The sequence below is a fragment of the Curtobacterium sp. MWU13-2055 genome (assembly GCF_023242305.1).
Classification (GTDB): Bacteria; Actinomycetota; Actinomycetes; order Actinomycetales; family Microbacteriaceae; genus Curtobacterium.
Genome location: NZ_JALLIO010000005.1, coordinates 36589 through 59587, shown reverse-complemented (window position 1 = coordinate 59587; position 22999 = coordinate 36589). Strand labels below are relative to the sequence as shown.

The following is a 22999-nucleotide window of genomic DNA, read 5'->3' as shown; positions in this document are numbered from 1 at the left end:
GGGCGGCGGGCCGCGACCAGCGCGTCAGTGCGCGACGGCGCTGATCATCCCGAGGCCGACGCTGATGCGGTCGGCGACCTCGATGAGGTCCTCGGCGAGGGAGTCCAGGTCACGGTCGCGCAGCTGCGTCAGGCGCCCCGAGATCGACAGCGCCGCCGCGATCCGCCCCGAGGCGTTGCGGATCGGTGCCGCGATGCAGAACCGGCCGAGCGCCAGCTCCTGGTTCTCCTCGCACCAGCCGCGCTTCGCCGAGGCGGCGAGATCGGCCGTCAGGGCGTCGTGCGTCGTGATCGTGTGGTCGGTGTACCGGGCCAGGTCGTCCCCGAGCAGCGAGCGCCGTTCGTCCGGAGACAGGTCGAGCATCAGCGCCTTGCCGAGTGCGGACGCGTGCATCGGCTGCCGCATCCCGATCATCGTGTGCGACTTCGGCGCGAGCGACCCCTCGAAGTGGCAGAGGTAGATGCACGACGCGGCGTCCTGCACGCCGACGTTGGCGGTCAGCCCGACGCGGTGCGCGAGTTCCTGCGCCGCCGAGCGGCTCTCGCGGTGCACCGGGTTGTGGTTGAGCCCCTGGCTGGCGAGCTCGAGCACGGCCCGACCGACCGAGTACGCCTGGGTCTCCGGATCGCGTCGGACGTACTCGAGCGACTCGAGCGTCGCCAGGAGCCGCCCGGTGGTCGAGGTCCCCAGGCCGACCGCCCGCGCGATGTCGGAGGCGCGCACCGCGCCGTCGGACGCGCCGAGCGCACCGAGGACCGCTGCGGCTCGCTCGATGCTCTGGTTCGGAGGGGTGGTCGCCATCCCCTCATTCTGGCCCGTCCCGGCGCGCGTCAGGAGATCTTCACGGCGCTCGCGGTGACGAACGGGGACCCGTTCGTCGCGGTCACGACGACCCGCAGGGCGGCCGTGCGCACCGGATCGACGTCGTGGACGCGATGGCGGTGTCGGTTCGCGTCGACCGCGGCGAGCGTCCGCCAGGTCCCGTCGGCGCACGCCTCGATCCGGTAGTCGCGGGCGAGTGTGGGCACGGCGTCCCAGGGGGTCCGGTGGTGGTGCAGGTTGATGAGGTCGGCGTCGACGTCGTCGTTCCAGACGATGCGCACCTGGCGGACGTCGACGGGCTCCGCCCAGTCGAGCGAGAGCACGGCTGCGCCGGCACCCGCGTCGGACGACCACATGTGCGGTCCGCCGAACGGGCGCTGGTGGCCGTCGCTGACCCGGGAGGCCCGCCACGCGTCCGTCTCGCCGGCTGCGGTGAACGCGAACGCGTGTCCGCGCAGGGCGCGCGCCTCCCAGTCCGTCACGGGCTGTCCGGACTCCTCGGGGATGTGGTCGTCGAACTGCTCGTCGTCGGCAGCGCGGGCGCGCAGGGCCATCACGCCGTAGGGGTGGCCGTCGGTCAGGACCAGTCGGACGCCGGGCTGCCGACGGACCACGACGACCGCGTTGCAGGGTGCGTCCGGGTGGAAGTCCAGGTCGACCACTGCTTCGCCCGGTCCGGCGGCGACGTGTGCGGAGTGCGTGCTGACGTGGTCGATCGGGGCGTAGTTCTGGGGCTTGCCGGTGGTCCAGAGCTCGATGGTGAGCTCGGTGTCGTCGTCCGCCTCGGTGCGGAGCCGGAACTCGCCGAGCGCGGGGTCGGCGGGCAGGAGGATCGCGACGTCGCGGTCCAGGTCGAAGCGGTCGGCGGTCGCGAACGGCGTCGTGTCGATCGTGGTCAGCTCGCTGCTCGCGGTGATGCGGGCGGTGCGGGCCAGGTCGGCGGGGTCGTCGGCGCGGACCCCGATGACCGGTGCGTCCTCGCGCAGCAGGGTCTGCTGCAGCAGGGCGATCTGCTCGGTGCCGAGGGACCGTGGCGTCGTGCTGTGCCGGGCGACCAGGTGCGCGGCGGTGCCGGCTGCCTGCCCCTGGGCTGCGCAGGTGGCCATCACCCGGGTGGACCCGAACGCGACGTGCGACGCGGAGATGTCCCGGCCGGCGAACAGCAGGTTCGACACGTTCGCCGAGTACAGCGACCGGAACGGGATGTCGTAGGTGCCGTCGGTGTACCGCTGCTGGGCGCCGGCGGTCTCGGCGTAGACGCCCTCGACGGGGTGCAGGTCGATCGACCAACCGCCGAACGCCACCGTGTCGGGGAACGAACGCTGCTCGAGCAGGTCCTGCTGCGTCAGGGTGTGGTCGCCGACGAACCGGCGGTACTCGCGCTTGCCGGGGATCGCGCCCACCCAGTCGAGCGTCAGGGTGTCCGCGTCGAACGCCCCCGAGTTCTTGATGTGGTCCCAGATGCCGTAGACGACGCCCCAGAGCTCGTCGCGGATGCGTTCGTTCTCGGCGACGGTGTCGAGTTCGCCGCCCCACTCGATCCACCAGTAGTTGCAGCCGTTGTCGCCGGTCCGGATCGCCCGGTTCGCCAGGATCGGCGTCGTGCCGAGGTCCTTCGCGATCGACGGCGGCACGAACTTCTCGGGGCGGCCGGTGCCGTGCGTGGAGAAGAAGATCGAACTGCCGAGCAGTTCGTCGTCAGCCGTTTCCGGCGCCCACTCCTCCCCGTGCTCGTCGCGGCCCTCGCGCCCGATGCGGTACTCGGCGCCGGCGAGAGCCCCGACGAGGCCGTCGCCCGTGCAGTCGAGGAACACCGGTGCGGTGAACGTCGTCTCGATCTCGGACCCCATGGTCCACCCCGTGACGGCGGTGATGCGTGGTGCGCCGCTGTCGTCGTCCGTGGTCTGCACGGTCCGGACGTCGGTGTTGAGGTGCAGGTGCACGTTCGGCTCGGCCCGGACCAGGTCGAGCACGACCTGGTCCCAGTAGACCGCGTTGCCCTGCGGGTTCCGGTACTGGTTCTCGAGGAAGAGCTCGCCCATGATCCCGGTCTCGCGGGCGAACCGCTGCGTGCCGTGCGCCGTCGCGCCGACCACCCACACCCGGATCTCGCTCGAGGCGTTGCCGCCGAGGACCGGCCGGTTGGTGACGAGGGCGACGCTCGAGCCGAGGCGGGCGGCGGCGACGGCCGCGCTGACACCGGCGAGACCGCCGCCGACGACCACGACGTCGTGGTGCTGTTCACGGGATTGCATGGTCGGAACGGTATCACTCGGTGGCGTGTCTTTCCCACTGTGTGGCAATGTGTGCCCGGCGAGTGCTATCGTCAACGAATTCTCGACAACGAAGTGTGAGGCCCCACCCATGAGCGACGGAACCCGGACGCAACCCAGCGTCGATGCCGCCACCGCCCCCGACGTCCAGGTGGCCCTGGGCGACGACGCACGCCGCCAGGGCATGCGGAAGGTGATCGTCGCCGCCGGCGTCGGACACTTCGTCGAGTGGTTCGACTTCGGCCTCTACGGCACGTTGGCGACCGTCATCTCGCTGTACTTCTTCAAACAGGGCGACCCGCAGGTCGCACTGCTGTCGGCCTTCGCCGTGTTCGGTGCCGGCTTCGTGATGCGTCCGCTCGGTGGGCTGTTCTGGGGGTCGCTCGGTGACCGGGTCGGCCGGAAGACCACGCTGGCCACGGTCATCCTGATCACGAGCGGCGCGACCGCCGTGATGGGCATCCTGCCGACGTACCAGAGCGTCGGGATGCTCGCACCGATCCTGCTCGTCGTGGTGCGGCTGGTGCAGGGCTTCGCCGCCGGTGGCGAGGGCGCCGGGGCGACGACGCTCCTGGCCGAGTACGCCCCGTCGAACCGGCGCGGCTTCGTGACGAGCTTCATCGACGTCTTCGGCTTCGCGGCGTTCATCGTCGGTGGTGGCCTGGTCTTCCTGTTCACGGCGATCGCCGGGGACGGAGCCCTCGAGTCGTGGGGGTGGCGCGTCCTGTTCCTCGTCGCGGTGCCGCTCGGTCTGGTCGGGTTGTACCTGCGCACGAAGCTCGAGGACACCCCGGAGTTCCGCGCGCTCAAGGCCAAGGGGGAACTCGCGAAGAACCCGCTCCGCCGCTCGCTCCGGACCGGGTGGAAGGCCCTGCTCTTCTGCGTCGGGTTCGTCGTCCTCAAGGCCGTCGGCCACTGGATCCTGCAGACCTTCATGCCCTCGTACCTGCAGGCGGACCTCGGGTACTCGCCGCTCGTCTCGTACGGGGTCGTCGTCATCGGCTTCCTGGTGATCGCCGGCCTCGTCCCGTTCTTCGGCCTGCTGTCGGACAAGATCGGCCGGAAGCCCGTGATGCTCGCCGGGTGCGCGGGGTTCCTGGTGCTGACCTACCCGACGCTCATGCTCATGGACGCCGGCAACTTCTGGGCCGCCGCAGCCGCGATGGTGGTGCTCGGGCTGTTCATGGCCGCGTTCGACGGGGCAATGAGCGCCGCGATGGCCGAACTGTTCCCGACCGCCATCCGCTACGGGTCGATGGGCATCGCCTACAACATCAGCGTGGCGCTCTTCGGTGGCATCACCCCGTACTTCGCCACGTGGCTGATCAGCGCGACGGGCAACACGTTCGCGCCGGCCTTCTACGTGATGGCCGCCGCCGCGATCACCGGCGTGACGGTGCTCCGGGCGCGCGAGACGAACAAGCAGGGACTCGTCGCCGAGTGAGCCGAGCGCGGGCCGGTCGCAGGGGCTGTGGAGTGACCTTCCAGGCGGATTCCATGTCCCCTGCGCGCGCTCCGGTTATGGTTTCCCGGTGAGCAACGAACCCGAGCAGACGACGGAGCCCGCGCGCCGCGGTGCCGTGACGCCGCGCCACGGGCGCCAGAAGCGACGAGCGGGTGTGGTGTTCCCGGCGATCGCGGGTGTGCTCACCATGGCCGTCGTGCTGAGCGGCGGCTACGCGGCGTACGCGTACAACCAGCTGTCCGGCGGGGTCACGATCGTCAACGCGATCACCGGTAAGAAGGACACGAAGGACGACGTCGACGGCAAGGCGCAGAACATCCTGCTCGTCGGTGACGACCACCGGCCGGAGAACGCCACCCCCGAGCAGATGGCGGAACTCAGCACGACGTCGGACGGTGGCGCGACGAACACCGACACGATGATCGTCCTGCACATCAACGCCGACGGCACGCAAGCGACGATGATCTCGTTCCCCCGTGACTCGTACGTCGACATCCCCGACGTGGGCAAGGGCAAGCTCAACAGCGCCTTCTACTACGGCACGCTCAACGGTGGCGGCGACACCGGAGGTGCGAAGATGCTCATCAAGACCATCGAGAACCTGAGCGGTCTGCAGATCGACCACTACGTCCGCGTCTCACTGCTCGGCTTCTACCAGGTGGTCAAGGAGCTCGGCCCGGTCGAGGTCTGCCTCAACCAGGCTGCCCAGGACAAGGACTCCGGCGTCGACCTGCCCGCGGGGAAGTCGACGCTCAACGCCAAGGAGGCGCTGTCCTTCGTCCGACAGCGCAAGGGCCTGCCGAACGGCGACCTCGACCGCAACGTCCGCCAGCAGTACTTCCTGTCGCAGGAGGCCCGGAAGGTCACGTCCGCCGGCACGCTGCTGAACCCGGTCAAGATGGGCAACATCCTGAAGGCCGTCGGGGGATCGATCCAGACCGACACCAACCTGATCGACCTCGCCTCGCAGATGCGGAACCTGCGCCCCGCGAACATCCAGTCGGCCACGATCCCGACCCTCGGCACGCCGACCATCTACGTGAACGGTTCGGCGCTGTCCATCGTCGAGGTCGACACCGTCGGCCTGCCCGCCTTCGTGCAGGGCCTGGTCGGCGAACCGGAGGCCTACGCCAAGGCCGGTCGCGCCCAGCCGGCGAACACCTCGGTCACCGTGATGAACGGCAGCGGCGTCGAGGGTGCCGCGACCGCAGCCGGGCAGGTCCTGACCAGCCGCGGGTTCCAGGTCGCACCGGCTGGTTCCTCGGCCACCACGAAGGTCACCCAGGTGCAGTACCCGGCCGGCCAGGAGTCGCAGGCGAAGGCGATCGCGGCGGCCGTGCCCGGTGCCGTCGCCGTCCGGACCAGCGCGGTCACCGGCGTCACGCTCGTGCTCGGCACCGACGGCAAGACCGCGAAGGCCGCCAGCGAGCCGAGCGCGACCGCGTCGAAGCCCGCGAGCACCGGTTCCGGGTCGAAGCCGAGCAAGCAGGCGTCCAAGGAACCCGCGCCGAAGTCCACCGACGTGCACAACTACGGCACCGAGGGCACCTGCATCAACTGAGGCCGTGGCCGGACCGGGTCGCTAGGTTCGAGGGGTGAGCAGCGCAACGCGTCCGATCGTCCTGATGACCTACAACATCAAGAACCCGGATCCGGAGCACGACTGGCCGGCCCGGCTCCCCGTGCTCCTCGACGTCATCCGCCGGCACGACCCCGACCTCGTGTGCGTGCAGGAGGCCTTCGCGCACCAGCTCGACGACCTGCGCGCCGGGCTGCCGGACCACGCGGACGTCGGACAGGGGCGCGAGGGCGGCACCGCGGGGGAGCACCCGGCGGTGTTCTACCGACGCGACCGGTTCCGACCGACCGACGCGGGGTCGTTCTGGCTGTCGGACACCCCGGACGAACCGGTCTCGAACACGTGGGGCAGCCTGTTCCCCCGCATCGCAAACCACGCCGTGTTCCTCGACACCGACGGGCCGGCCGTCACGGTGCTCACCACGCACCTGGACCACGAACTCGGCGCGCACGGCGACGAGGTGCGCGGGAAGAGCGCGTCGCTCATCGTCGAGCGGCTGGCGCGGGAGACCGGTCCGGTCATCGTCGCCGGGGACTGCAACGAGCCGGCCGGCGCCGGAACCGCGTCACGGGTCTTCGCCGACGCCGGGTTCGACGACACCTGGCTGCTCGCGGGCGACCCGGGGGACCGGACGGCGACGTTCAACGACTGGCAGCCGCCGGTGGACACCGGGGAGCGCATCGACTGGGTGCTGACCCGCGGAGTCGCCGGCGTCGACCGGGTCGTGATCGACCACGACGGGCCGGAGACGTGGTTCGCGAGCGATCACTTCCCGGTGATCGCGACGATCCGCGTGTGAGTCAGCAGCTCCGCTGGGCGTGCACGGGCATCGGCGAGCCGAGCACCGTGACCGTGGTGTCGTCCGTCAGGGCCGAGACGCCGTTCGTGCCGGAGGAGTCCTGGTCGTCGCTGGAGCCCCAGCCTGCACGCAGCAGCAACTGCCACGCGCGGAAGTCGTCGGAGCCGAAGGACACTCGTTCGGAGCGCGGGGCGTCCGCGATCTCGTCGGCGATGTCGTCGCCGACCTGGACGCCGCCGGGGCCGGTCAGCTCGATCCGTGCACCGAGCCGGCTGCGGACCTGGTCGCGCAGCACACGGACCTCGACGGCGTTGCCCGCCTGCGCATCGGTGGTCAGGGCCGCGACCCGGATGGCGCCGCCCCACGTGTAGGTGGTGCCGGCCGGGAAGCACGCGCCGCCGTCGCCCTCGGCGGTCTGCGTGCGCGACGGGGTGCCGAGCAGGCGGTCGAGCAGGCTCACGGTCAACCGGGAGTCGCGCATCGACGACTCGACTACGGTCTTCCCGCCGTTGCGGAGCACCAGGGACTCGGCGTCGAGCTCGATGGAGTCGACCCGCCGGAGCTTCGCGTTGGACACGTGCACCGGAGCGGCGTCGTGCGACGTCTCCGCCGCCACGGCGGTGTCCGCACCGAGCCCGGTGGTGCCGTCGAGCGCCAGCGCACCGGCCGAGAAGGCGAGCACGGCAGCGCCGAGCGCCAGCAGGGTCCGAGGGGTCACCGTTCGACGGTACGACCCTGATCCGTCCAGAACGACAGGTGTTACCGAATCGGGTCCTGGCCGTCACCGGACCGTGACAAACGAGGAAGACGCAGTTGCGGCCCTGGACCGGTGCGGCCGGCGGACGCTGGCCGCACCGCGCGCCGGGGGACAGCCTCCTGGACGGCCCGTGGTGGGCCCCTGCGTACCGTCGGCGGCATGACGGACCAGCAGAACGACCAGGCAGGGCTCGACCAAGCAGCGCTCGACCAGTACTCCATGCAGGACCCGACGAAGATGTACGCCGACAAGAAGCCCGACGAGCAGTACCTCGAGGGCGCCGGCACCGACGCCGAGATGGCGGAGAACGTCCCCGCCGACCACGGCGAGGACACCTACCGCGGCTCCGGACGGCTGACGGGCCGCAAGGCCCTCGTCACCGGTGGCGACTCCGGCATCGGCGCAGCGGTCGCCATCGCCTACGCACGCGAGGGCGCCGACGTCGCGATCTCGTACCTGCCCGAGGAGCAGGAGGACGCCGACCGCATCATCGCGCTCATCGAGGCAGCCGGCCGCAAGGCCGTCGCGCTGCCCGGCGACATCACCTCGCTCGCGGTCTGCGAGCAGATCGTCGCCGACACCGTCGCGCAGCTCGGCGGGATCGACATCCTGGTGAACAACGCGGGCAAGCAGCAGAACGTCTCCTCGATCGAGGACATCTCGGACGAGGAGTTCGACGAGACGTTCAAGACGAACGCCTACGCGACCTTCCGGATCACGAAGGCCGCCGTGCCGCACCTGCAGCCGGGCTCGACGATCATCAACACGACGTCGATCCAGGCCTACGCGCCGTCGCCGCACCTGGTGCACTACGCGGCCACGAAGGCCACCGTGAACAACCTGGCGAAGGGCCTGGCTGCGCAGCTCGCGCCGAAGGGCATCCGCGTCAACGCCGTCGCACCGGGACCGATCTGGACGCCGCTGCAGCCTGCCGGCGGGCAGCCGCCGGAGGCGCTGCCGTCCGCGGGCGAGCAGACCTACCTGGGCCGCTGGGGCCAGCCGGCCGAGCTCGCGCCGGCGTACGTGTTCCTGGCGAGCGGTGAGTCGTCGTACGTCGTGGGCGAGACGCTCCACGTCGACGGTGGGATGCCGACGCCGTAGCGCGTCGCCGACGGGCCGACGTCCGACGGGCCGACGGGCTGACGGGAGGCGCGGTGCCGGTGGGTACCGCGCCTCCCGTCGTCCGGGTGGTCCCGTCTGCGGGCCGTGGCGACGTCAGCAGGTGACCGCGCGCGCCATCCGTTCGAGGAGCTCCCGCGCCGACAGTGCTGCCGCGAGCTCGACCTCGACCGGGTTGATGCCGATCGCGTGCTCGAACGCGCGGCGGCGGGCCTGGTCGGCGATCGGCACCTCGGGGCGCTGGGGCAGCACGGCGATCGCCTGGGCCGCCGCCCCGAACGCGCCCGCGGGCCGCCCGAGCTGTTCCCACATCGCGCGGACGTCGTGCGCGACCTGCTCCGGGTCGCCGCCGAACTCGAAGCCGGCCGAGGCCATCGTCGCGAGTCCCTGTGCGGTGGGGTCGTTCGGGGTCATGCCCGGCATCGTCACACGGATCCGTGCGAACGCGCTGGGCGTGGTGCCAGTGTCCGTGTCCCCCCATGTGCTGACACCCGTACCGGGGATTCTGTTGTCCCCCGTTCTGCGTTTGGATGGACGTGCCCCGGACTCGGGGAGACCTCGGACAGGACGTCCGTGGAACGACGGAGGGCACGATGCTCGAGAACACCAGCGCCGACACGCAGGCCGCAGCGGCCGCGGCGGCGACCCTGCACCTGCGGATCACGATCGTGGGGGCCACCGTCGACCTGCTCCGTGACGTCCCGTTCCACGAAGCACGCGCCGTGCACGTGGCCGAGCGGATGGGCATCTCCGTCGAGGAGCTCGAACAGCACTTCCCGTCCTGGGACGGCCTGGTGCTCGCAGCCGTCGACCGCTGGAACGGCGGTCGGATGGACGAGGTCACCCGCGAGGTCGGCGACGGTTCGACCGTCGAGCTCCTGCGCGCGATCGTCGCGTCGAACGCCGAGGACCCCGCGCTCATGCGCCTGCTCGTCGCCCTGCTGTCCGTCGCGGGCAACGCCGAGCACCCGATGGCGACCTACCTGCGGTCGCGCTACCAGCTCTTCTACGCCCAGGTGAAGCGCGGCCTCGAGCACGACATCGCCGTCGGCCGCGCCCCGCACACCATGGAACCCCGCCGCGGAGCCGAACAGCTCATCGCGCTGTACGAAGGCCTGCAGCTCCAGGCCCTGCTCCGCACGGACCTCGACCTGGTGCCGGCGTTCGACCGTGCGGTGGCCCGACTCGAGCGCGGCTGGATGGAGCGCTACGAGCCGCAGGCAGCCCGCCGGCACGCGACGTGGAGCGACGGCGACGACGGCAGCTGGGACATCTGAGCCCGGATCGGCAGCGCCCGTCCGGAGCGCCGGACCGGCAGCGCCCGTCCGGAGCGCCGGACCGGCAGCGCCCGTCCGGAGCGCCGCACCGTCAGCGTCCGTCCGGCGCCGACCGTGACCCGCGCGGCACCGAGCCGTCGCCGGGGTCGTACCCGGTGTCGCGGATGACCCGGAGCGCGGTGGTGTCGTTGTGGACCGAGTGCACGACGACCCGACGGGTCCGCCGGAGCGCACGGCGCGCACCAGGTGTCGCGAACAGGCCGCCGAGCACGAGCCCGGCGCCGATCCCGAGCGCCACGGAGACCGCGGCCACGAAGTCGAGGGCCGCACTCGACGAGCCCGACATGAAGTTCAGCAGTGCGTTCGACACGGCGACACCGGGCAGCAGCGCTCCGCAGAACGCCGGCACCGCGATCGCCGCGACCGCGGTCCGCATCCGCGCCGCTGCGTAGGTGGAGAGCACGCCGAGCAGGACCGCGGCCAGGAACGTCGCGCCGAGCAGCGGCAGGCCGAGCTGCCGCAGCCCCCACAGCGAGGCCCCCGCCGCCACCGAGAACACCACGGCGACGGGGATCACCCGCGCACTGGCCTGCTGCACGAAGCAGTTCGCCCCGGCCGACACCACGGTGAGCGAGAGCGACGCCCACAACGGCAACGCCTGGGTGACGATGCCCGACGGGTCGACCTCGAGGTGCAGCCACTTCGTCATCGCGATCCCCGCGGGCACCCCCACGACGATGGCGGCGATGACCAAGCCGATGTAGAACGCCCGGGCGACCGCCATCGCACGGAAGCCGGAGATCGCGTCCTGGGCCCACGTCACGAGCGAGACGTGCGGCAGGAGCAGCACCACCAGGGCCGCCACCATCGTGGCGGCACCCGCCGGGTGCAGGACGCCCACTCCGATGGCCAGGGTGCCGATCACCGACGCGACCGCTCCCTGCGCGCCGGACACGAAGAACTGCGGGTAGCCACGACCGGTCAGCCAGCGCCCGGACAGGATGATCCCGAACATCAGCACGAAGGCGCCGATGCCCGCTCGCCACCCACCACCGGCCTGCATCGCGATCGAGGTCCCCAGGATCGAGAGCCCGACGTCGGCGAGCCACGTGGGCCAGCGCGGCGGCATCCGCAGCACCGCCACGAGGGCGCTCACGCCCGAGGTCATGTCCCGTTGGTCGTGGATCAGGTCGTCCACGATCTGGTTCGCGCGCGCGAGTCGGTCGAGGTCGGAGCCGTCGGAACTCACTGTCCGGACCTTCACGAGCGGCGGGATGTCGGCCGGCGCGTACTGGATCGTCACCGAGCTGCCGGAGAAGTCGAGGTCGAGCGGTGCCAGGTTCCACTTCGTCGACACCGCGACGACGGCGGTCTCGACGCTGCGGGTGTCGGCGCCGGAGGCGAGCATCACCTCGGCCAGGTCGAGGCAGAAGTCGACGATCTGCGCCGCGGTGTACTGGTCGCGACCCTTGGCGTCGGGTTCGACGTGCTCGTAGATCGTGCCGCGCAGTCGGGCACGGGCGTCGCGCAGGTCGTGCTGCGCCAGGCTGCGGCGTCGGGGGCGGGGCGGCCGGTGTGGGCGCCCCGGCTTGGGTTCGCCGGGGAAGTGCTGCTCGGCCATCCGACCATGGTGCCAGTCGCGATCTGGACGCGACCAGAGCGGACGGGAGGCCCGGTGCCAGCTGGCACCGGGCCTCCCGTCAGGTGGTCGGTCGCGTCTCGGACGCGACCCGACTACTGCTCGAACGTCGCGTCGAGCGTGATCTCGACGCCGGTGAGCGCCTTGCTGACCGGGCAGGTCGCCTTGGCGTCCTCGGCGGCCTTGAGGAAGGTCGCCTCGTCGATGCCGGTGACCTCACCGTGCACGGTCAGGGCGATGCCGGTGAGCTTGAAGCCGCCGGCCGAGTCCGGGCCGAGCGAGACGTCGGCCTTGACGTCGAGGGCCTCGACCGTGCCGCCGGCCTCACCGAGGACGGCGGAGAACTGCATGGCGTAGCAGGCCGAGTGTGCGGCGGCGATGAGCTCCTCGGGGCTGGTGCTGCCACCGGCCTCGTCAGCGGCGCGCTTCGGGAACGAGACGTCGTAGGTGCCGACCTTCGAGCTGGAGAGTTCGACCTGGCCGGAACCGTCGTTGAGGCCGCCGTTCCAGGCGGTGCGTGCGGTGCGCGTGGGCATGGCCGCTCCTTTCGTGTGGGGATCGGACCCGAGCGGGACCGTCGCAGCCGAGTCAAGCGGAGAACGCGCGTTCTCGCAACCGGCTCACGGCGAAGACGCAGGGTTCGCCAGTGTTCCGCGCGCGCGTGCTCGCGCACTTGGTGAAGTCGGGCGGCTGGGCGACAAGTGTTGCGCACGACAACAGGTGTAGCGTGATGGTGTTCAAAGGAGACCCATCATGCGCGCCGTCGTGTTCGAGCAGTACCAGACCTTCCCGTCCCTGACGGAGGTCCCGAAGCCCACCCCGGGTCCGGGGGAGGTGCTCCTCAAGGTCGCAGGTGCCGGCGCGTGCCACTCGGACGTCGCGGTGTACCGCGAGTTCGCCGCCGGTGCTCCGGGGTCGCAGCAGCCCCCGTTCGTCCTCGGGCACGAGAACTCCGGCTGGGTCGAGTCCGTCGGTGACGGCGTGACCGGGTTCACCGAGGGTGACGCCTACCTGGTCTACGGGCCGGTAGGCTGCGGGCACTGCTCGTACTGCTCGAAGGGGCAGGACACCTACTGCGAGAACGCCGCGACGAACCCGTACATGGGCATCGGTCTCGGGCGGGACGGCGGCATGGCGGAGTACGTGAGCGTCCCCGCCCGCAACCTCGTGCCGCTCGGCGACGCCGACCCGATCGCCGCCGCACCGCTCAGCGACGCCGCGCTCACGCCGTACCACGCGATCAAGAACTCCCTGCCGAACCTGGCGGGTGGCGGCCGCTTCGCACTCGTCGTCGGGCTCGGTGGCCTCGGGCAGATCGCCGTGCAGATCCTCACAGCGCTCACCGGCGCCACGGTCATCGCCACGGACATGAAGCAGGACGCCATGGACCGCGCCGCCGCCCGGGGCGCGATCACCGTGCCCGGCGGGCCGGACCAGGCCGCCGCGATCCGCGAGATCACCGGCGGTCGTGGCGTCGACGCTGCGTTCGACTTCGTCGGTGCCACCCCCACGATCAAGGTCGCGCAGGCCTCGATGGCGGTCGGTGGCCGGTTCACCGTCGTCGGGATCGCCGGCGGTACCACCGAGTGGAACTTCTTCGCGACGCCGTACGAGTCGACGATCACGAACACCTACTGGGGCACGATCGAGGACCTGCACGAGGTCGTCGCGATGTACCGCGCCGGGCAGATCGTCCCCGACGTCGAGCGCTACGCGCTGGCCGACGCGCTCGAGGCGTACCGGAAGCTCGAAGCCGGCGAGCTCTCGGGCCGTGCGGTCGTCGTCCCGACGCTCTGACGATCTGACGCGGGGCGCCTCGCGGCGTAGCTGGTCGAATCGGGCGTACCTGGTCGGAAGTTCTGACCAGGTACGCCCGATTCCGCTTTCCAGCGCGGGTGTTCTGGGAAGGAACCAGCGCGGGTCAGCGGCCGGCGGCGTACCCCTGGGCACCGCGGGGGTTCGCCGCGGCGCCGAGTACGCCCGTCGCCGGGTTGCGGGTGACGCAGGTCAGACGACCGAGGCTCCAGTCGCCGGCGCGGGTGACGACGTGACCACGTGCCTCGAGTTCCGCGATGACGTCGTCGCCGAGCCGGTCCTCGACCACGAGCCCCGCCGGCTCCCACGTGCGCGGCCAGAACGACCCCGGGAACGACGTCGTGTGCAGCGCCGGGGCGTCGATCGCCTGCTGCGGGGTGTACCCGCCGACGATCCACCGGAGCAGGAACAGCAGCTGCCACTGGTCCTGCTGGTCGCCGCCGGGTGAGCCGACCGCGGCGACGGGGACGCCGTCACGCAGCACCAGGGTCGGTGTCAGGGTCGTGCGGGGGCGCTCGCCGGGGCGGAGCGTCGACGCCGTGCCCGGTTCGAGCCAGGTCATCTGCAGCCGGGTGCCCAGGCAGAACCCGAGCTCCGGGATCGTCGGCGACGACTGCAGCCAGCCGCCGGACGGTGTCGCGCTGACGATGTTGCCCCAGCGGTCCACAACGTCGATGTGGCAGGTGTCGCCCCGGGTCTCGCCGTCCGGGGCCACGAACGGCTCGCCGCGGTCCTCGACCGGCGCGACCGGCGCGACCGGCGCGACCGGCGCGACCTGAGCGACCTGAGCGACCTGCACCGTGGGTTCGCCGAGACCAGCGCCGTCGCCGGCGGAGTACGACGTCCGGGCCGGCGGCATCGCCCGCTCGACGCCCGCGATGGTGCCCGGACGCAGCTCGGCCGAGGCCCGCTCACCGATCAGCGCACGCCGCTCGTCGGTGTACGCGTCGGACAGCAGCTCGTGGAGCGGGACGTCGCCGTCGCCGTAGAACGCCTCGCGGTCTGCCATGGCGAGCTTCTGCGCCTCGACGATGGTGTGTGCGCCGACCGACGTCGACGGGTCGAGCAGTGCGTCGTCGAGCGGTTCGAGCAGCCGCAGGGTCTGCAGGAGCGCCGGCCCCTGACCCCACGGCCCGGTCTTCGCGATCGTGCAGCCGCGGAACTCCGCCGTCGCCGCGGGCTCGTACGACGCCCGGAACGCCGCCAGGTCCGACGCGCGGACGACCCCGGCGTGGTCGGTGCCCGACGCGTGTCGGTGCGGCTCCCGCACGAAGCGGTCGATCGCCTCGGCGACGAAGCCCTCGGCCCACTCGCTCCGTGCGGCGTCGATGCGCGCGGTCCGACTGTCGGAGCCGTCACCGGCGTCGACGAGCCGGTCGAGCACTGCGGCCAGCGCTTCGTTGCGCACCAGGTCCCCGGGGACCGGCACCGTGCCTCCCGGCAGCCACAGCGTGGCGGACGTGGGCCAGTGGTCACGGAACAGTCCCTGCACGGCGGTGATCGTCCGGACCACCCCGGCTGCGACCGGGTGGCCGTCACGGGCGTAGCCGATCGCCGGCGCGAGGACGTCGGCGAGCTCCCACGTGCCGTGGTCGCGGAGCAGCAGTAGCCACGCGTCGACGGCACCCGGGACGGTGGCGGCGAGTGCGCCGGAGCCGGGGACGAGGTCGAGGCCCTCGGCGCGGTAGTGCTCGGGTGTCGCACCGGCCGGTGCCGGACCCTGGCCGACGAGCACGACCGGGGTCGGGTCCGACGCCGTCGCGAACACCGCCGTCAGGTCGCCGCCCGGGCCGTTCAGGTGCGGCTCGACCACGTGCAGGACGAACGCGCCCGCGACGGCTGCGTCGAAGGCGTTGCCGCCGCGTTCGAGCACCGACTGCGCGGTGGCGGTCGCGATCCAGTGCGTCGCGGCCGCCATGCCGAACGTGCCCTGCAGGTCCGGGCGCGAGGTCTGCGTGGCGGGCGGGACGAAGGCGGGGTTCGGCGTCGGCATGCACCCATCCTCTCCCCAGGGCTCGCCGCTCAGCCCAGGGCCACGACGATCCCTGCGGCGACGAGCAGTGCGACGTACCCCCAGGCGTGCACGACCTCGGGCAGGTGCGGAGGGCGACGTCGGAGCAGCACGATGACCGGCATCGCGCCGACCAGCAGGGCTGCGGCTGCCCGGACGTCGACGGCGCCGACGAGTCCGGCGGTGTGCGGGACGACCGCCGGCAGCAGCATGGTCACCGCGGCTGCGGGCAGCGTGATCGCCAGCGTGAGGGGGTTCGCCAGCGTTGTCGCCGCGGTCATGGTGGCACCGGACCGGCGCAGCATCGGGACCGTCACCACGCTGCCGCCGACGCCGAGGAACGCCGCGACCGCACCGATCGGGAGGCCCGTGGCAGTCGGCACGCCGGTGCGGGTCGGTCCCTGGTCGCGTCCACCGCCGCGGGTCGCGACTGCGCGATCCGTCGCCGAGCTGCGCAGGAAGCCCGGGCGCAGGAGCAGGTCGGCGACCGTGACCCCGAGGTAGGCGACGAAGCCCCAGCGCAGGAGCGCGCCCGGGGCCCCTCGTGCGGCGAGCACCCCGACCGCGCCGCCGACCCCGAGCAGGACGAACAGCGGCGAACGGCCCCGGAGTGGTGCAAGTGCGCCGCGCCGGGCCGAGACGGTGGCCAGGGCGGCGTTCACCAGCATCACGAGGGCCGAGGTCGCCGTGGCCACCCGGACGGCGTCGCCACCGAGGGCTGCGTCGGCGACGGTGATGATCGGCACGGTGACGAACCCACCGCCGAACCCGAACAGGACGGTGGTGATCCCGACCAGGACCCCGATGACCACGAGCACGACGAACGACATGCCTCCATCCCAGCCGGGATCACCACGGCGGACGATCGGGTGTGCGGCATGTTCCTTCGAGACCTAGCCTCGACGTGTGCGCAACGTCCCGGTCTCCGAGTTCGACCACCAGGCGTTCGACGTCCTGCCGATCGGCACCGACTACCCGCCGGACCACCTGCTCGCCCGGCACGAGCACCGACGGGCGCAGCTGCTGTACGGCGCGAGCGGCGTGATGCTCGTCGAGACCGACGACGGCTCGTGGACCGTGCCGACCGACCGGGCCGTGCTCATCCCGCCCGGGGTGCCCCACGAGGTCCGGATGCTCGACGTCAGCACCTGGAGCCTGTACGTCGAGCCGGACGCCGTGCCCTGGTGGCCGACACGGTGCACCGTCGTCGAGGTCGGGCCCCTGCTGCGCGAGGTGCTGCGCGCCGCCAACGCGCTCGACGTGCCCTACGACGACGGCGGCCGGGACGGCACCCTCGTCCGGCTCGCCCTGCACGAGCTGCAGCGCGTCGCACCGATCCCGCTGAGCGTCTCGCTGCCGCCACGGGGTGTCCTGCGCGACCTGTGTCGGGCGTACCTGGCCGAGCCCGACGTCCACGTGACGAACACCGACTGGGCACGTGCGGCAGCCGTCTCGGAACGCACCCTCGACCGCCACTTCCGTGCGGCCACGGGGGTGGGTCCCGCGAGCTGGCGCGTGCGTGCGCGACTGTTGGCGAGCCTCCCGGCCCTGCGACGCGGCACCGTGACGGAGGTGGCGGGCCGACTCGGCTACGCGACCCCCGCGGCGTTCACCGCCGCCTTCTCGAAGGCGTTCGGGGCCCCGCCGTCCCGGTTCCGGTGAGGCCTTGCGCTCCCGCGGGTGCGAGCGCATACTGAACGCAACGGTTAATTAACCGACCGGCTCACAGAGGAGGCGACGATGGAACCCGACCACACCGACGTCGTCCTGTCAGCGCTCGCCGACCCGATCCGACGGCGCATCGTCGAACGGCTCGGCAAGGGTGAGGCGACCGTCTCCGAGTTGTCGGAGCCGTTCGACGTCAGCGCCCCGGCGATCTCGCGGCACCTCGGCGTGCTCGAACGCGCCGGCCTCATCACGCGCGAGCGGCACGGCACGTGGCGCACGTGCCGTCTCCGGCCCGAGGCCGTCGACGAGCTCGGCGCCTGGCTGGGCCGGTTGCGTCCCGACTGGGACCGCCGGTTCGACCGCCTGGAGGCCCTGCTCGCCGCCCAGCGCACGCCTGCCCCGGTGGGCAGCCCGTCCACCGCCCCACCCGCCAGTTCCACCAGTTCCGCCCTCACCGTCGATCCGCAGGAGCAGTCATGACCGAACAGTTCACCGCCCACGCCACCCACCGCTTCGCCCACCCCGTCGCCGACGTCTACAGAGCGTTCGTCGACCCGGCGCTGCTCGCGCTCTGGTTCGGCCCCCTCGGCTTCCACGTCCCCGTCGCCACCGTCGAGGTCGACGCGCGGGTCGGTGGCGCCTGGAACCTCACGATGGTCAGCAACGACAACGCCGAGTGGTCGTCGCCCGTCACCTCGACCCTCGAGCAGATCGAGGAGAACCGGATCATCGTCGGGACCTCGACCGCGCACGGCATCCCCGGGGTCGAGGACGGCACCGCGCTGTCCCTGACGCTCGAGTTCGCCGAGGACGGCGACGGCACGATCGTCACCCTGACGCAGGGACCCTTCCCCGAGTTCATGCGCGACATGAACATCGCCGGCTGGACGCAGTCGTTCCACAAGCTCGAAGCACTGCTGGCGACACCGAAGGAGTTCTTCCAGCAGCCGTAGCCGCACCCCCCTGTCAAGGGGTTGTGCGCCCCGCGCAGAAAAGCGAACATCGTTCGGTGACTCGTACAGGGCGAGCGCCGAACGACCGCGCAGGGGCGTGGTCGGTTCCGAGTCAGGGGATCCATGACCACCACTCCGTCGACCGTCGCACGTGCGCGCCGACTCCCACGCTTCGCCGGCGCGCTCACGGTGCTGGCCCTGGCCGCCGGTGGCCTCGTCGCGACCGCTGAACCCGCCGCAGCATCGGCGGTGTGGGTCGGATCGGCACCCGCCGGCACCAAGATCAACCCCGGCGACCAGGTGACGTCGCCGAACGGCCAGTTCAAGCTCATCATGCAGGGCGACGGCAACCTGGTCGAGTACGGCATCGGGAACCGCGTGCTGTGGGCCTCGAACACCGCCGGTTCCCCCGGTGCGATCGCGGTCGTCGGCAAGAACCGTGCCCTCGACATCACCAAGAACGGCAAGCGTCTGGCCCGCTGGGCCTCGGCCGGCACCGTGAACTCGACGGCGCTGAAGATCCGCGCCGACGGCACCATGGCGCTGCTCGCTGGCAAGTCCGTCGTCGTGAACTGGACCACCTACCAGGACCGGGTCGCCTCGGGGAACACGCTCCTCGGCGGCACCGTGCTGCGCTCCGACACCACGAACACACGCATCCTCAACATGCGCACCGACGGCAACCTGGTGCAGAAGGTCAGCGGTCGCGTCGTCTGGCAGTCGCGCACCGGCGGGCACCCCGGCGCCTGGGCCGAACTGCAGTCCAAGGGCAACTTCGTCATCTGGACCCGTGACGCATCGCGCAAGAAGGTCGCGCTCTGGACCTCGCGCACCGGCACGGCCGGCTCCGGCAACCTGCTCGTGCAGGTCGACGGCAACGTCGTGCTCTACGGGGCCAAGGACACCCGCGTCTGGTCGAGCCGACCCGTCACCGGACTGGCATGGCCCGTCAACGGGACGAAGATCACCGGCAAGTACGGCGACGACCGTGGCGCCGGACACGTCCCGCGCTACCACCAGGGCACCGACGCCCCCGTGCCCGTCGGCACCCCGGTGTACGGCTCCGGCACCGGCGAGGTGACCAAGACCGTGGCGAACGACGCCTCGTACGGCAACTACATCGTCGTGACCTACGGCATGACCGCGGTGCTCACCGCCCACCTCAGCAAGATCGAGGTGAAGAAGGGCCAGATCGTGAAGCTCGGTACCGAGATCGCGAAGTCCGGCAACACCGGGCAGTCGACCGGCCCGCACGTGCACGTCGAGACGCGGCGCAACGGCACGCTCGTCGATCCGTTGAAGAACATGCACTTCCGCTGATCCGGGAGCGCTGGCGGCGTTCCGCTTCGTGAGCAGAAATGGTCGGGTCGCCTTCGGGCACCCGACCATTCCTGCTCACGAAGTGCGGGCGCCCCGCACCCGGCGAACGCTCACTCCATCAAGTGGAACATCACATGACAGACTGTCCCGATGGGTGTGGAAGAGGTCGGCCGCAAACCGCGGGCTGCTGTGTACATCGACGGCTTCAATCTCTACCGCCGCGCCCTGGAACACCGGCCGGATTGCCGGTGGCTGGACGTCCGCAGGCTGAGCGAGACGCTCCTCCCGGATTTCGAGGTCGTCCTCGTGCGGTACTTCACTGCGCGCGTGCGTTTCGTCGAAGGGGAAGATCCGGCGGCGCCCTCCAGGCAGAGCGCTTACCTGCGCGCCCTCGCGACACTCCCCGCGGTCACCACGCACTTCGGCACGTTCCGTTCCGATCGGCGATGGATGGCGAAGAGTCCGCTCGAACTGGACGACGACGGTTCCCCGCGCACTGTGCGGGTCCGGAAGATCGAGGAGAAGGGGTCGGACGTGAGTCTGGCTGCGCACTTGGTCTGCGATGCGATGGACGGGTTGGTAGACGCGGCCTTCGTCCTGTCGAACGACTCCGACTTCGTCGACGCACTGCGAATCGTCCGCGAAAGGGGTGGCGTCGAGATCGGGCTCATGTGCCCGAGCCCTTCCCCTGCGCGGAGTCTCCTCGCACTGGAGCCCGACCATGTACGTCACGTTCGGGCGGCCGTCATGCGCGACTCGCAGCTGCCCGACAGGATCGCGGACGTTCACGGTGTCATCACGCGACCGAAGAGTTGGCGTGCCAGAAGTACAGAAGCCCCGCCAGAGGCGGGGCTTCGCGCCCGGTAGTCGAGACATCCGGGGGTGTACGGCCAATGTACTGCGTATCACCACGGGGTGCAACCGGGCTGCGCAGGACCTGCTCCCCGCCACGAAACGAGGACCCATGACCACGACGTTCACATCGCACGCGCATCGAGAGGGGAGGTGGTGGGTCGTCCAGAACGATCAGGTGCCAGGAGCGATCTCGCAGGTCAGTCGAATCGAGCTGGCCGCCGGAGCGCAGCGGGATGCGATCGCCTTCGTCGCCGAGGCCGTCGTCGATGATGTCGCGGTGGTGATCCGGATGGAGCGACCTTCGTGAGCAGGAATAATCGGGTAGCCTTCGGGCACCCGACCATTGCTGCTCACGAAGTGCGGGCGGGGCGGCGCGGATACCCTTGACCGGATGACATCGCGCGGCGGGACCGGGGCTGACGCGGAGGCCGTGCTCGTCGCCTTCGCGCGCACCAGCGGGGACGTGGCGGCAGCGCGCCGAGTCGCACGGCGCTTCGAAGGCCTCGACGACGGCGAGCGCTCGGCGCTGCTCTGGAGCGACGACGACGGCGCGAAGCTCATCGCCGTGCTACTGCTGGTGCAGGCGATGCGCGAGCACCCCGATCCGGAGCTGACCGACGAGTACCTGTCGGCAGCGAAGGCCGAGCGGTTCGACGACCCGGCGCTGGTCGACCTGGCAGCCGAGGAGCTCGTCGGTGCGCCGCTCGTGGGCGGCTCGACGGGGCCGCTGTTCGCGCTCGTGAAGTCCGACGTGGCGATGGTGCGCCGGATCGCGGTCGTGGCGACCCTGGCGTTCGCCAAGCAGGGCGACGCCGAGGTGCCACTCGGGATCGCCGGACGCCTGGTGCGGGAGCGGAGCGACACCGTGCAGTCGGCGCTGGGGTGGGTCCTGCGCGAGACGGGCAAGCGCGCGTCGGAGGCGGCGCTCGTGGCGTTCCTCGAGAAGAGCGGACGGTTCTTGACGCCTGCGGCGCGCCACACGGCGACCGAGCACCTGCCGCCGGCGGATCGCGACCGTCTGCGAGCCTGAACACGGACGACGCTGGCAACCAACTGTGCAGTCGGCTCTACCGACCATATGGTCGGTTAGAGTCACCGGGTGACCGAAACCACGCCGAGCACCAGCACCGCCCCGATCCACCGCGCTTCCGTCCGGGAGTGGGCGTCCCTCGGCGTCCTCACCCTGGCCGTGGTGCTGCTGGCGATCGACGGCACCGTGCTGGCCCTGGCCGTCCCGTCGCTGACCGCGGACCTCGACCCGACCGCGACGCAGGTGCTCTGGATCGGCGACGTCTACTCGTTCGCGCTCGCGGGGCTGCTCGTCACGATGGGCAACGTCGCCGACCGGATCGGCCGGAAGCGCCTGCTGCTCATCGGCGCGGTCGCGTTCGGCCTGGCCTCGGCCGCCGCAGCGTTCGCGCAGACGCCCGAGCTCCTCATCGCCGCGCGGGCACTGCTCGGCATCGCCGGAGCGACCCTGATGCCGTCGACCCTGTCGCTGGTGCGCACGATCTTCCGCGACGCCCGGCAGCGCACCACCGCGATCGCCGTGTGGTCGGCGGGTGCGACGGGTGGTGCCGCCGCCGGACCGCTCGTCGGCGGTGCGCTGCTCGAGCACTTCTGGTGGGGCTCGGTCTTCCTCATCAACATCCCCGTCATCGTCGTGATCGTCATCGCCGGCGCGATCCTGCTGCCCGAGTCGAAGGGCGGCTCGCGCACCCCGATCGACCTGCTCTCCGCCGTCCTCTCGGTACTGGCGATCGTGCCGCTCGTGTACGCCGTGAAGCACGTCGCCGGGCACGGGTTCGACTGGACGGTGCCCCTGACGGCGCTCCTCGGCATCGGCGCCGGCTGGTGGTTCGTCCGCCGGCAGAAGCGACTCACGACGCCGCTCATCGACCTGCAGCTGTTCCGGATCCCGGCGTTCTCAGGTGCCGTCGTCGCGAACTCGCTGTCGGTCTTCGCGCTGAGCGGACTGCTGTTCTTCTTCTCGCAGTACCTGCAGCTGGTCCGCGGGTTCACGCCGCTGCTCGCCGGCGCGGCCGAGCTGCCGGCGACCCTGGCCTCGATCGCGGTGATCGCGATCATCGGGCTGCTGTCCCGGCGGGTCGGACCCGGCCGGTCGATCGGTCTCGGCCTGGCGGTCGCCGCCGTGGGCATGGCCGGTCTCGCGTTCGCCGAGGGGCTGCCGACGTACTGGGGCATCGCGATCGCGCTCGCCGTGGTCGGCCTGGGCGTCGGGGTCTCGATGACCCTGGCCACCGACGCAGTGGTCGCCGCGGCGCCTCGGGAGCGTGCTGGTGCAGCCTCGGCCATCTCCGAGACCGGGTACGAACTGGGCGTCGCACTCGGCATCGCGGTGCTCGGTTCGTTGCAGACCGCGTTCTACCGGTCGAACCTCGACGTGACGAGCGGCGCGGTCAGCGGCGGTGTCGGCGACCGGATCCGTGAGTCCCTGGCGTCGGCGTCCCAGGTCCTGCAGGACGGCGACCCGATCCTCGAACACGCGCGGCACGCCTTCACCGGCGGCATGCAGCTCGCCTCGATCTGCGCGGCCGTGGCGCTCGCCGTCGCCGCCGCGGTCGCACTCCGGGTGATCCCGAACCGGCAGGATGGACCGCATGAGCACTGAAGGTCGTCATGAGCA

General features: G+C 71.3%; 22 protein-coding genes. 14 read left to right on the top strand and 8 right to left on the bottom strand.

Features of this window, described 5'->3' with window-relative positions:
• Window positions 1-24: 24 nt before the first annotated feature.
• Window positions 25-801, bottom strand: a complete 777-nt coding sequence (locus M4960_RS11945) for an IclR family transcriptional regulator (RefSeq protein WP_248704351.1) — start codon at window positions 799-801, stop codon at window positions 25-27.
• A gap of 29 nt (window positions 802-830) precedes the next feature.
• Window positions 831-3077: an FAD-dependent oxidoreductase gene (locus tag M4960_RS11940; RefSeq protein WP_248704350.1), complete on the bottom strand. Its 2247-nt coding sequence runs from the start codon at window positions 3075-3077 to the stop codon at window positions 831-833.
• Between the two features lie 109 nt (window positions 3078-3186).
• On the opposite strand from M4960_RS11940, the gene M4960_RS11935 reads away from it, so the two are divergent.
• From M4960_RS11935 to M4960_RS11925, 3 genes are all read left to right on the top strand, one after another.
• Window positions 3187-4539 carry an MFS transporter gene (locus M4960_RS11935; RefSeq protein WP_248704349.1) on the top strand — a complete coding sequence of 451 codons (1353 nt, stop codon included), beginning with the start codon at window positions 3187-3189 and terminating at the stop codon, window positions 4537-4539.
• An 88-nt stretch (window positions 4540-4627) separates the two neighbouring features.
• Window positions 4628-6121, top strand: a complete 1494-nt coding sequence (locus tag M4960_RS11930; RefSeq protein WP_248704348.1) for an LCP family protein — start codon at window positions 4628-4630, stop codon at window positions 6119-6121.
• Window positions 6122-6155: 34 nt separating this feature from the next.
• Window positions 6156-6938, top strand: a complete 783-nt coding sequence (locus M4960_RS11925; protein WP_248704347.1) for an endonuclease/exonuclease/phosphatase family protein — start codon at window positions 6156-6158, stop codon at window positions 6936-6938.
• Window position 6939: 1 nt separating this feature from the next.
• On the opposite strand, the gene M4960_RS11920 is transcribed toward M4960_RS11925, so the two are convergent.
• Window positions 6940-7656, bottom strand: coding sequence for a hypothetical protein (locus M4960_RS11920; RefSeq protein WP_123294854.1), 717 nt, complete (start codon window positions 7654-7656; stop codon window positions 6940-6942).
• Window positions 7657-7854: 198 nt separating this feature from the next.
• Here M4960_RS11920 and M4960_RS11915 point away from each other — a divergent pair, with 198 nt between their 5' ends.
• A complete protein-coding gene (locus M4960_RS11915) occupies window positions 7855-8796 on the top strand; it encodes an SDR family oxidoreductase (protein ID WP_248704346.1) in 942 nt (313 codons plus the stop codon).
• A gap of 114 nt (window positions 8797-8910) precedes the next feature.
• On the opposite strand, the gene M4960_RS11910 is transcribed toward M4960_RS11915, so the two are convergent.
• Window positions 8911-9228, bottom strand: coding sequence for a hypothetical protein (locus M4960_RS11910; protein WP_123937293.1), 318 nt, complete (start codon window positions 9226-9228; stop codon window positions 8911-8913).
• 179 nt (window positions 9229-9407) lie between these two features.
• Between M4960_RS11910 and M4960_RS11905 the strand changes: the two genes are divergently transcribed.
• Window positions 9408-10091, top strand: a complete 684-nt coding sequence (locus M4960_RS11905) for a TetR/AcrR family transcriptional regulator (RefSeq protein WP_248704345.1) — start codon at window positions 9408-9410, stop codon at window positions 10089-10091.
• 91 nt (window positions 10092-10182) lie between these two features.
• On the opposite strand, the gene M4960_RS11900 is transcribed toward M4960_RS11905, so the two are convergent.
• Both M4960_RS11900 and M4960_RS11895 read right to left on the bottom strand, forming a co-directional pair.
• Window positions 10183-11712, bottom strand: a complete 1530-nt coding sequence (locus M4960_RS11900; protein WP_123937295.1) for a threonine/serine exporter ThrE family protein — start codon at window positions 11710-11712, stop codon at window positions 10183-10185.
• Between the two features lie 113 nt (window positions 11713-11825).
• Entirely contained in the window at window positions 11826-12266 is a 441-nt protein-coding gene (locus M4960_RS11895; RefSeq protein WP_123339114.1) for an OsmC family protein, read from the bottom strand.
• Between the two features lie 217 nt (window positions 12267-12483).
• Between M4960_RS11895 and M4960_RS11890 the strand changes: the two genes are divergently transcribed.
• Complete coding sequence (locus M4960_RS11890) at window positions 12484-13527, top strand: NAD(P)-dependent alcohol dehydrogenase (protein ID WP_248704344.1); 1044 nt, start codon at window positions 12484-12486, stop codon at window positions 13525-13527.
• Window positions 13528-13651: 124 nt separating this feature from the next.
• Here the strand turns inward: M4960_RS11890 and M4960_RS11885 are convergent, their stop codons facing one another.
• Both M4960_RS11885 and M4960_RS11880 read right to left on the bottom strand, forming a co-directional pair.
• Complete coding sequence (locus M4960_RS11885) at window positions 13652-15538, bottom strand: gamma-glutamyltransferase family protein (protein WP_374202963.1); 1887 nt, start codon at window positions 15536-15538, stop codon at window positions 13652-13654.
• 29 nt (window positions 15539-15567) lie between these two features.
• Complete coding sequence (locus tag M4960_RS11880) at window positions 15568-16386, bottom strand: sulfite exporter TauE/SafE family protein (RefSeq protein ID WP_248704343.1); 819 nt, start codon at window positions 16384-16386, stop codon at window positions 15568-15570.
• Between the two features lie 76 nt (window positions 16387-16462).
• On the opposite strand from M4960_RS11880, the gene M4960_RS11875 reads away from it, so the two are divergent.
• From M4960_RS11875 to M4960_RS11840, 8 genes are all read left to right on the top strand, one after another.
• Window positions 16463-17218, top strand: a complete 756-nt coding sequence (locus M4960_RS11875; protein WP_248704342.1) for a helix-turn-helix domain-containing protein — start codon at window positions 16463-16465, stop codon at window positions 17216-17218.
• A 78-nt stretch (window positions 17219-17296) separates the two neighbouring features.
• Window positions 17297-17704: a helix-turn-helix transcriptional regulator gene (locus tag M4960_RS11870; RefSeq protein ID WP_248704341.1), complete on the top strand. Its 408-nt coding sequence runs from the start codon at window positions 17297-17299 to the stop codon at window positions 17702-17704.
• On the top strand, window positions 17701-18177 hold the full coding sequence (locus M4960_RS11865) for an SRPBCC domain-containing protein (RefSeq protein ID WP_111085859.1): 477 nt from the start codon (window positions 17701-17703) through the stop codon (window positions 18175-18177). Before M4960_RS11870 ends, M4960_RS11865 begins: the two co-directional genes overlap by 4 nt.
• A 123-nt stretch (window positions 18178-18300) precedes the next feature.
• The gene (locus M4960_RS19775; protein ID WP_123937302.1) at window positions 18301-19497 is read left to right on the top strand and encodes a peptidoglycan DD-metalloendopeptidase family protein; all 1197 of its coding nucleotides are present in this window, start codon (window positions 18301-18303) and stop codon (window positions 19495-19497) included.
• A gap of 150 nt (window positions 19498-19647) precedes the next feature.
• Window positions 19648-20364: an NYN domain-containing protein gene (locus tag M4960_RS11855; protein WP_248704340.1), complete on the top strand. Its 717-nt coding sequence runs from the start codon at window positions 19648-19650 to the stop codon at window positions 20362-20364.
• A gap of 97 nt (window positions 20365-20461) precedes the next feature.
• A complete protein-coding gene (locus tag M4960_RS11850; protein WP_248704339.1) occupies window positions 20462-20659 on the top strand; it encodes a hypothetical protein in 198 nt (65 codons plus the stop codon).
• Between the two features lie 84 nt (window positions 20660-20743).
• Window positions 20744-21382, top strand: coding sequence for a DNA alkylation repair protein (locus M4960_RS11845; RefSeq protein WP_248704338.1), 639 nt, complete (start codon window positions 20744-20746; stop codon window positions 21380-21382).
• A 69-nt stretch (window positions 21383-21451) separates the two neighbouring features.
• Complete coding sequence (locus tag M4960_RS11840) at window positions 21452-22984, top strand: MFS transporter (RefSeq protein WP_243648991.1); 1533 nt, start codon at window positions 21452-21454, stop codon at window positions 22982-22984.
• The last annotated feature ends 15 nt before the right edge of the window (window positions 22985-22999 follow it).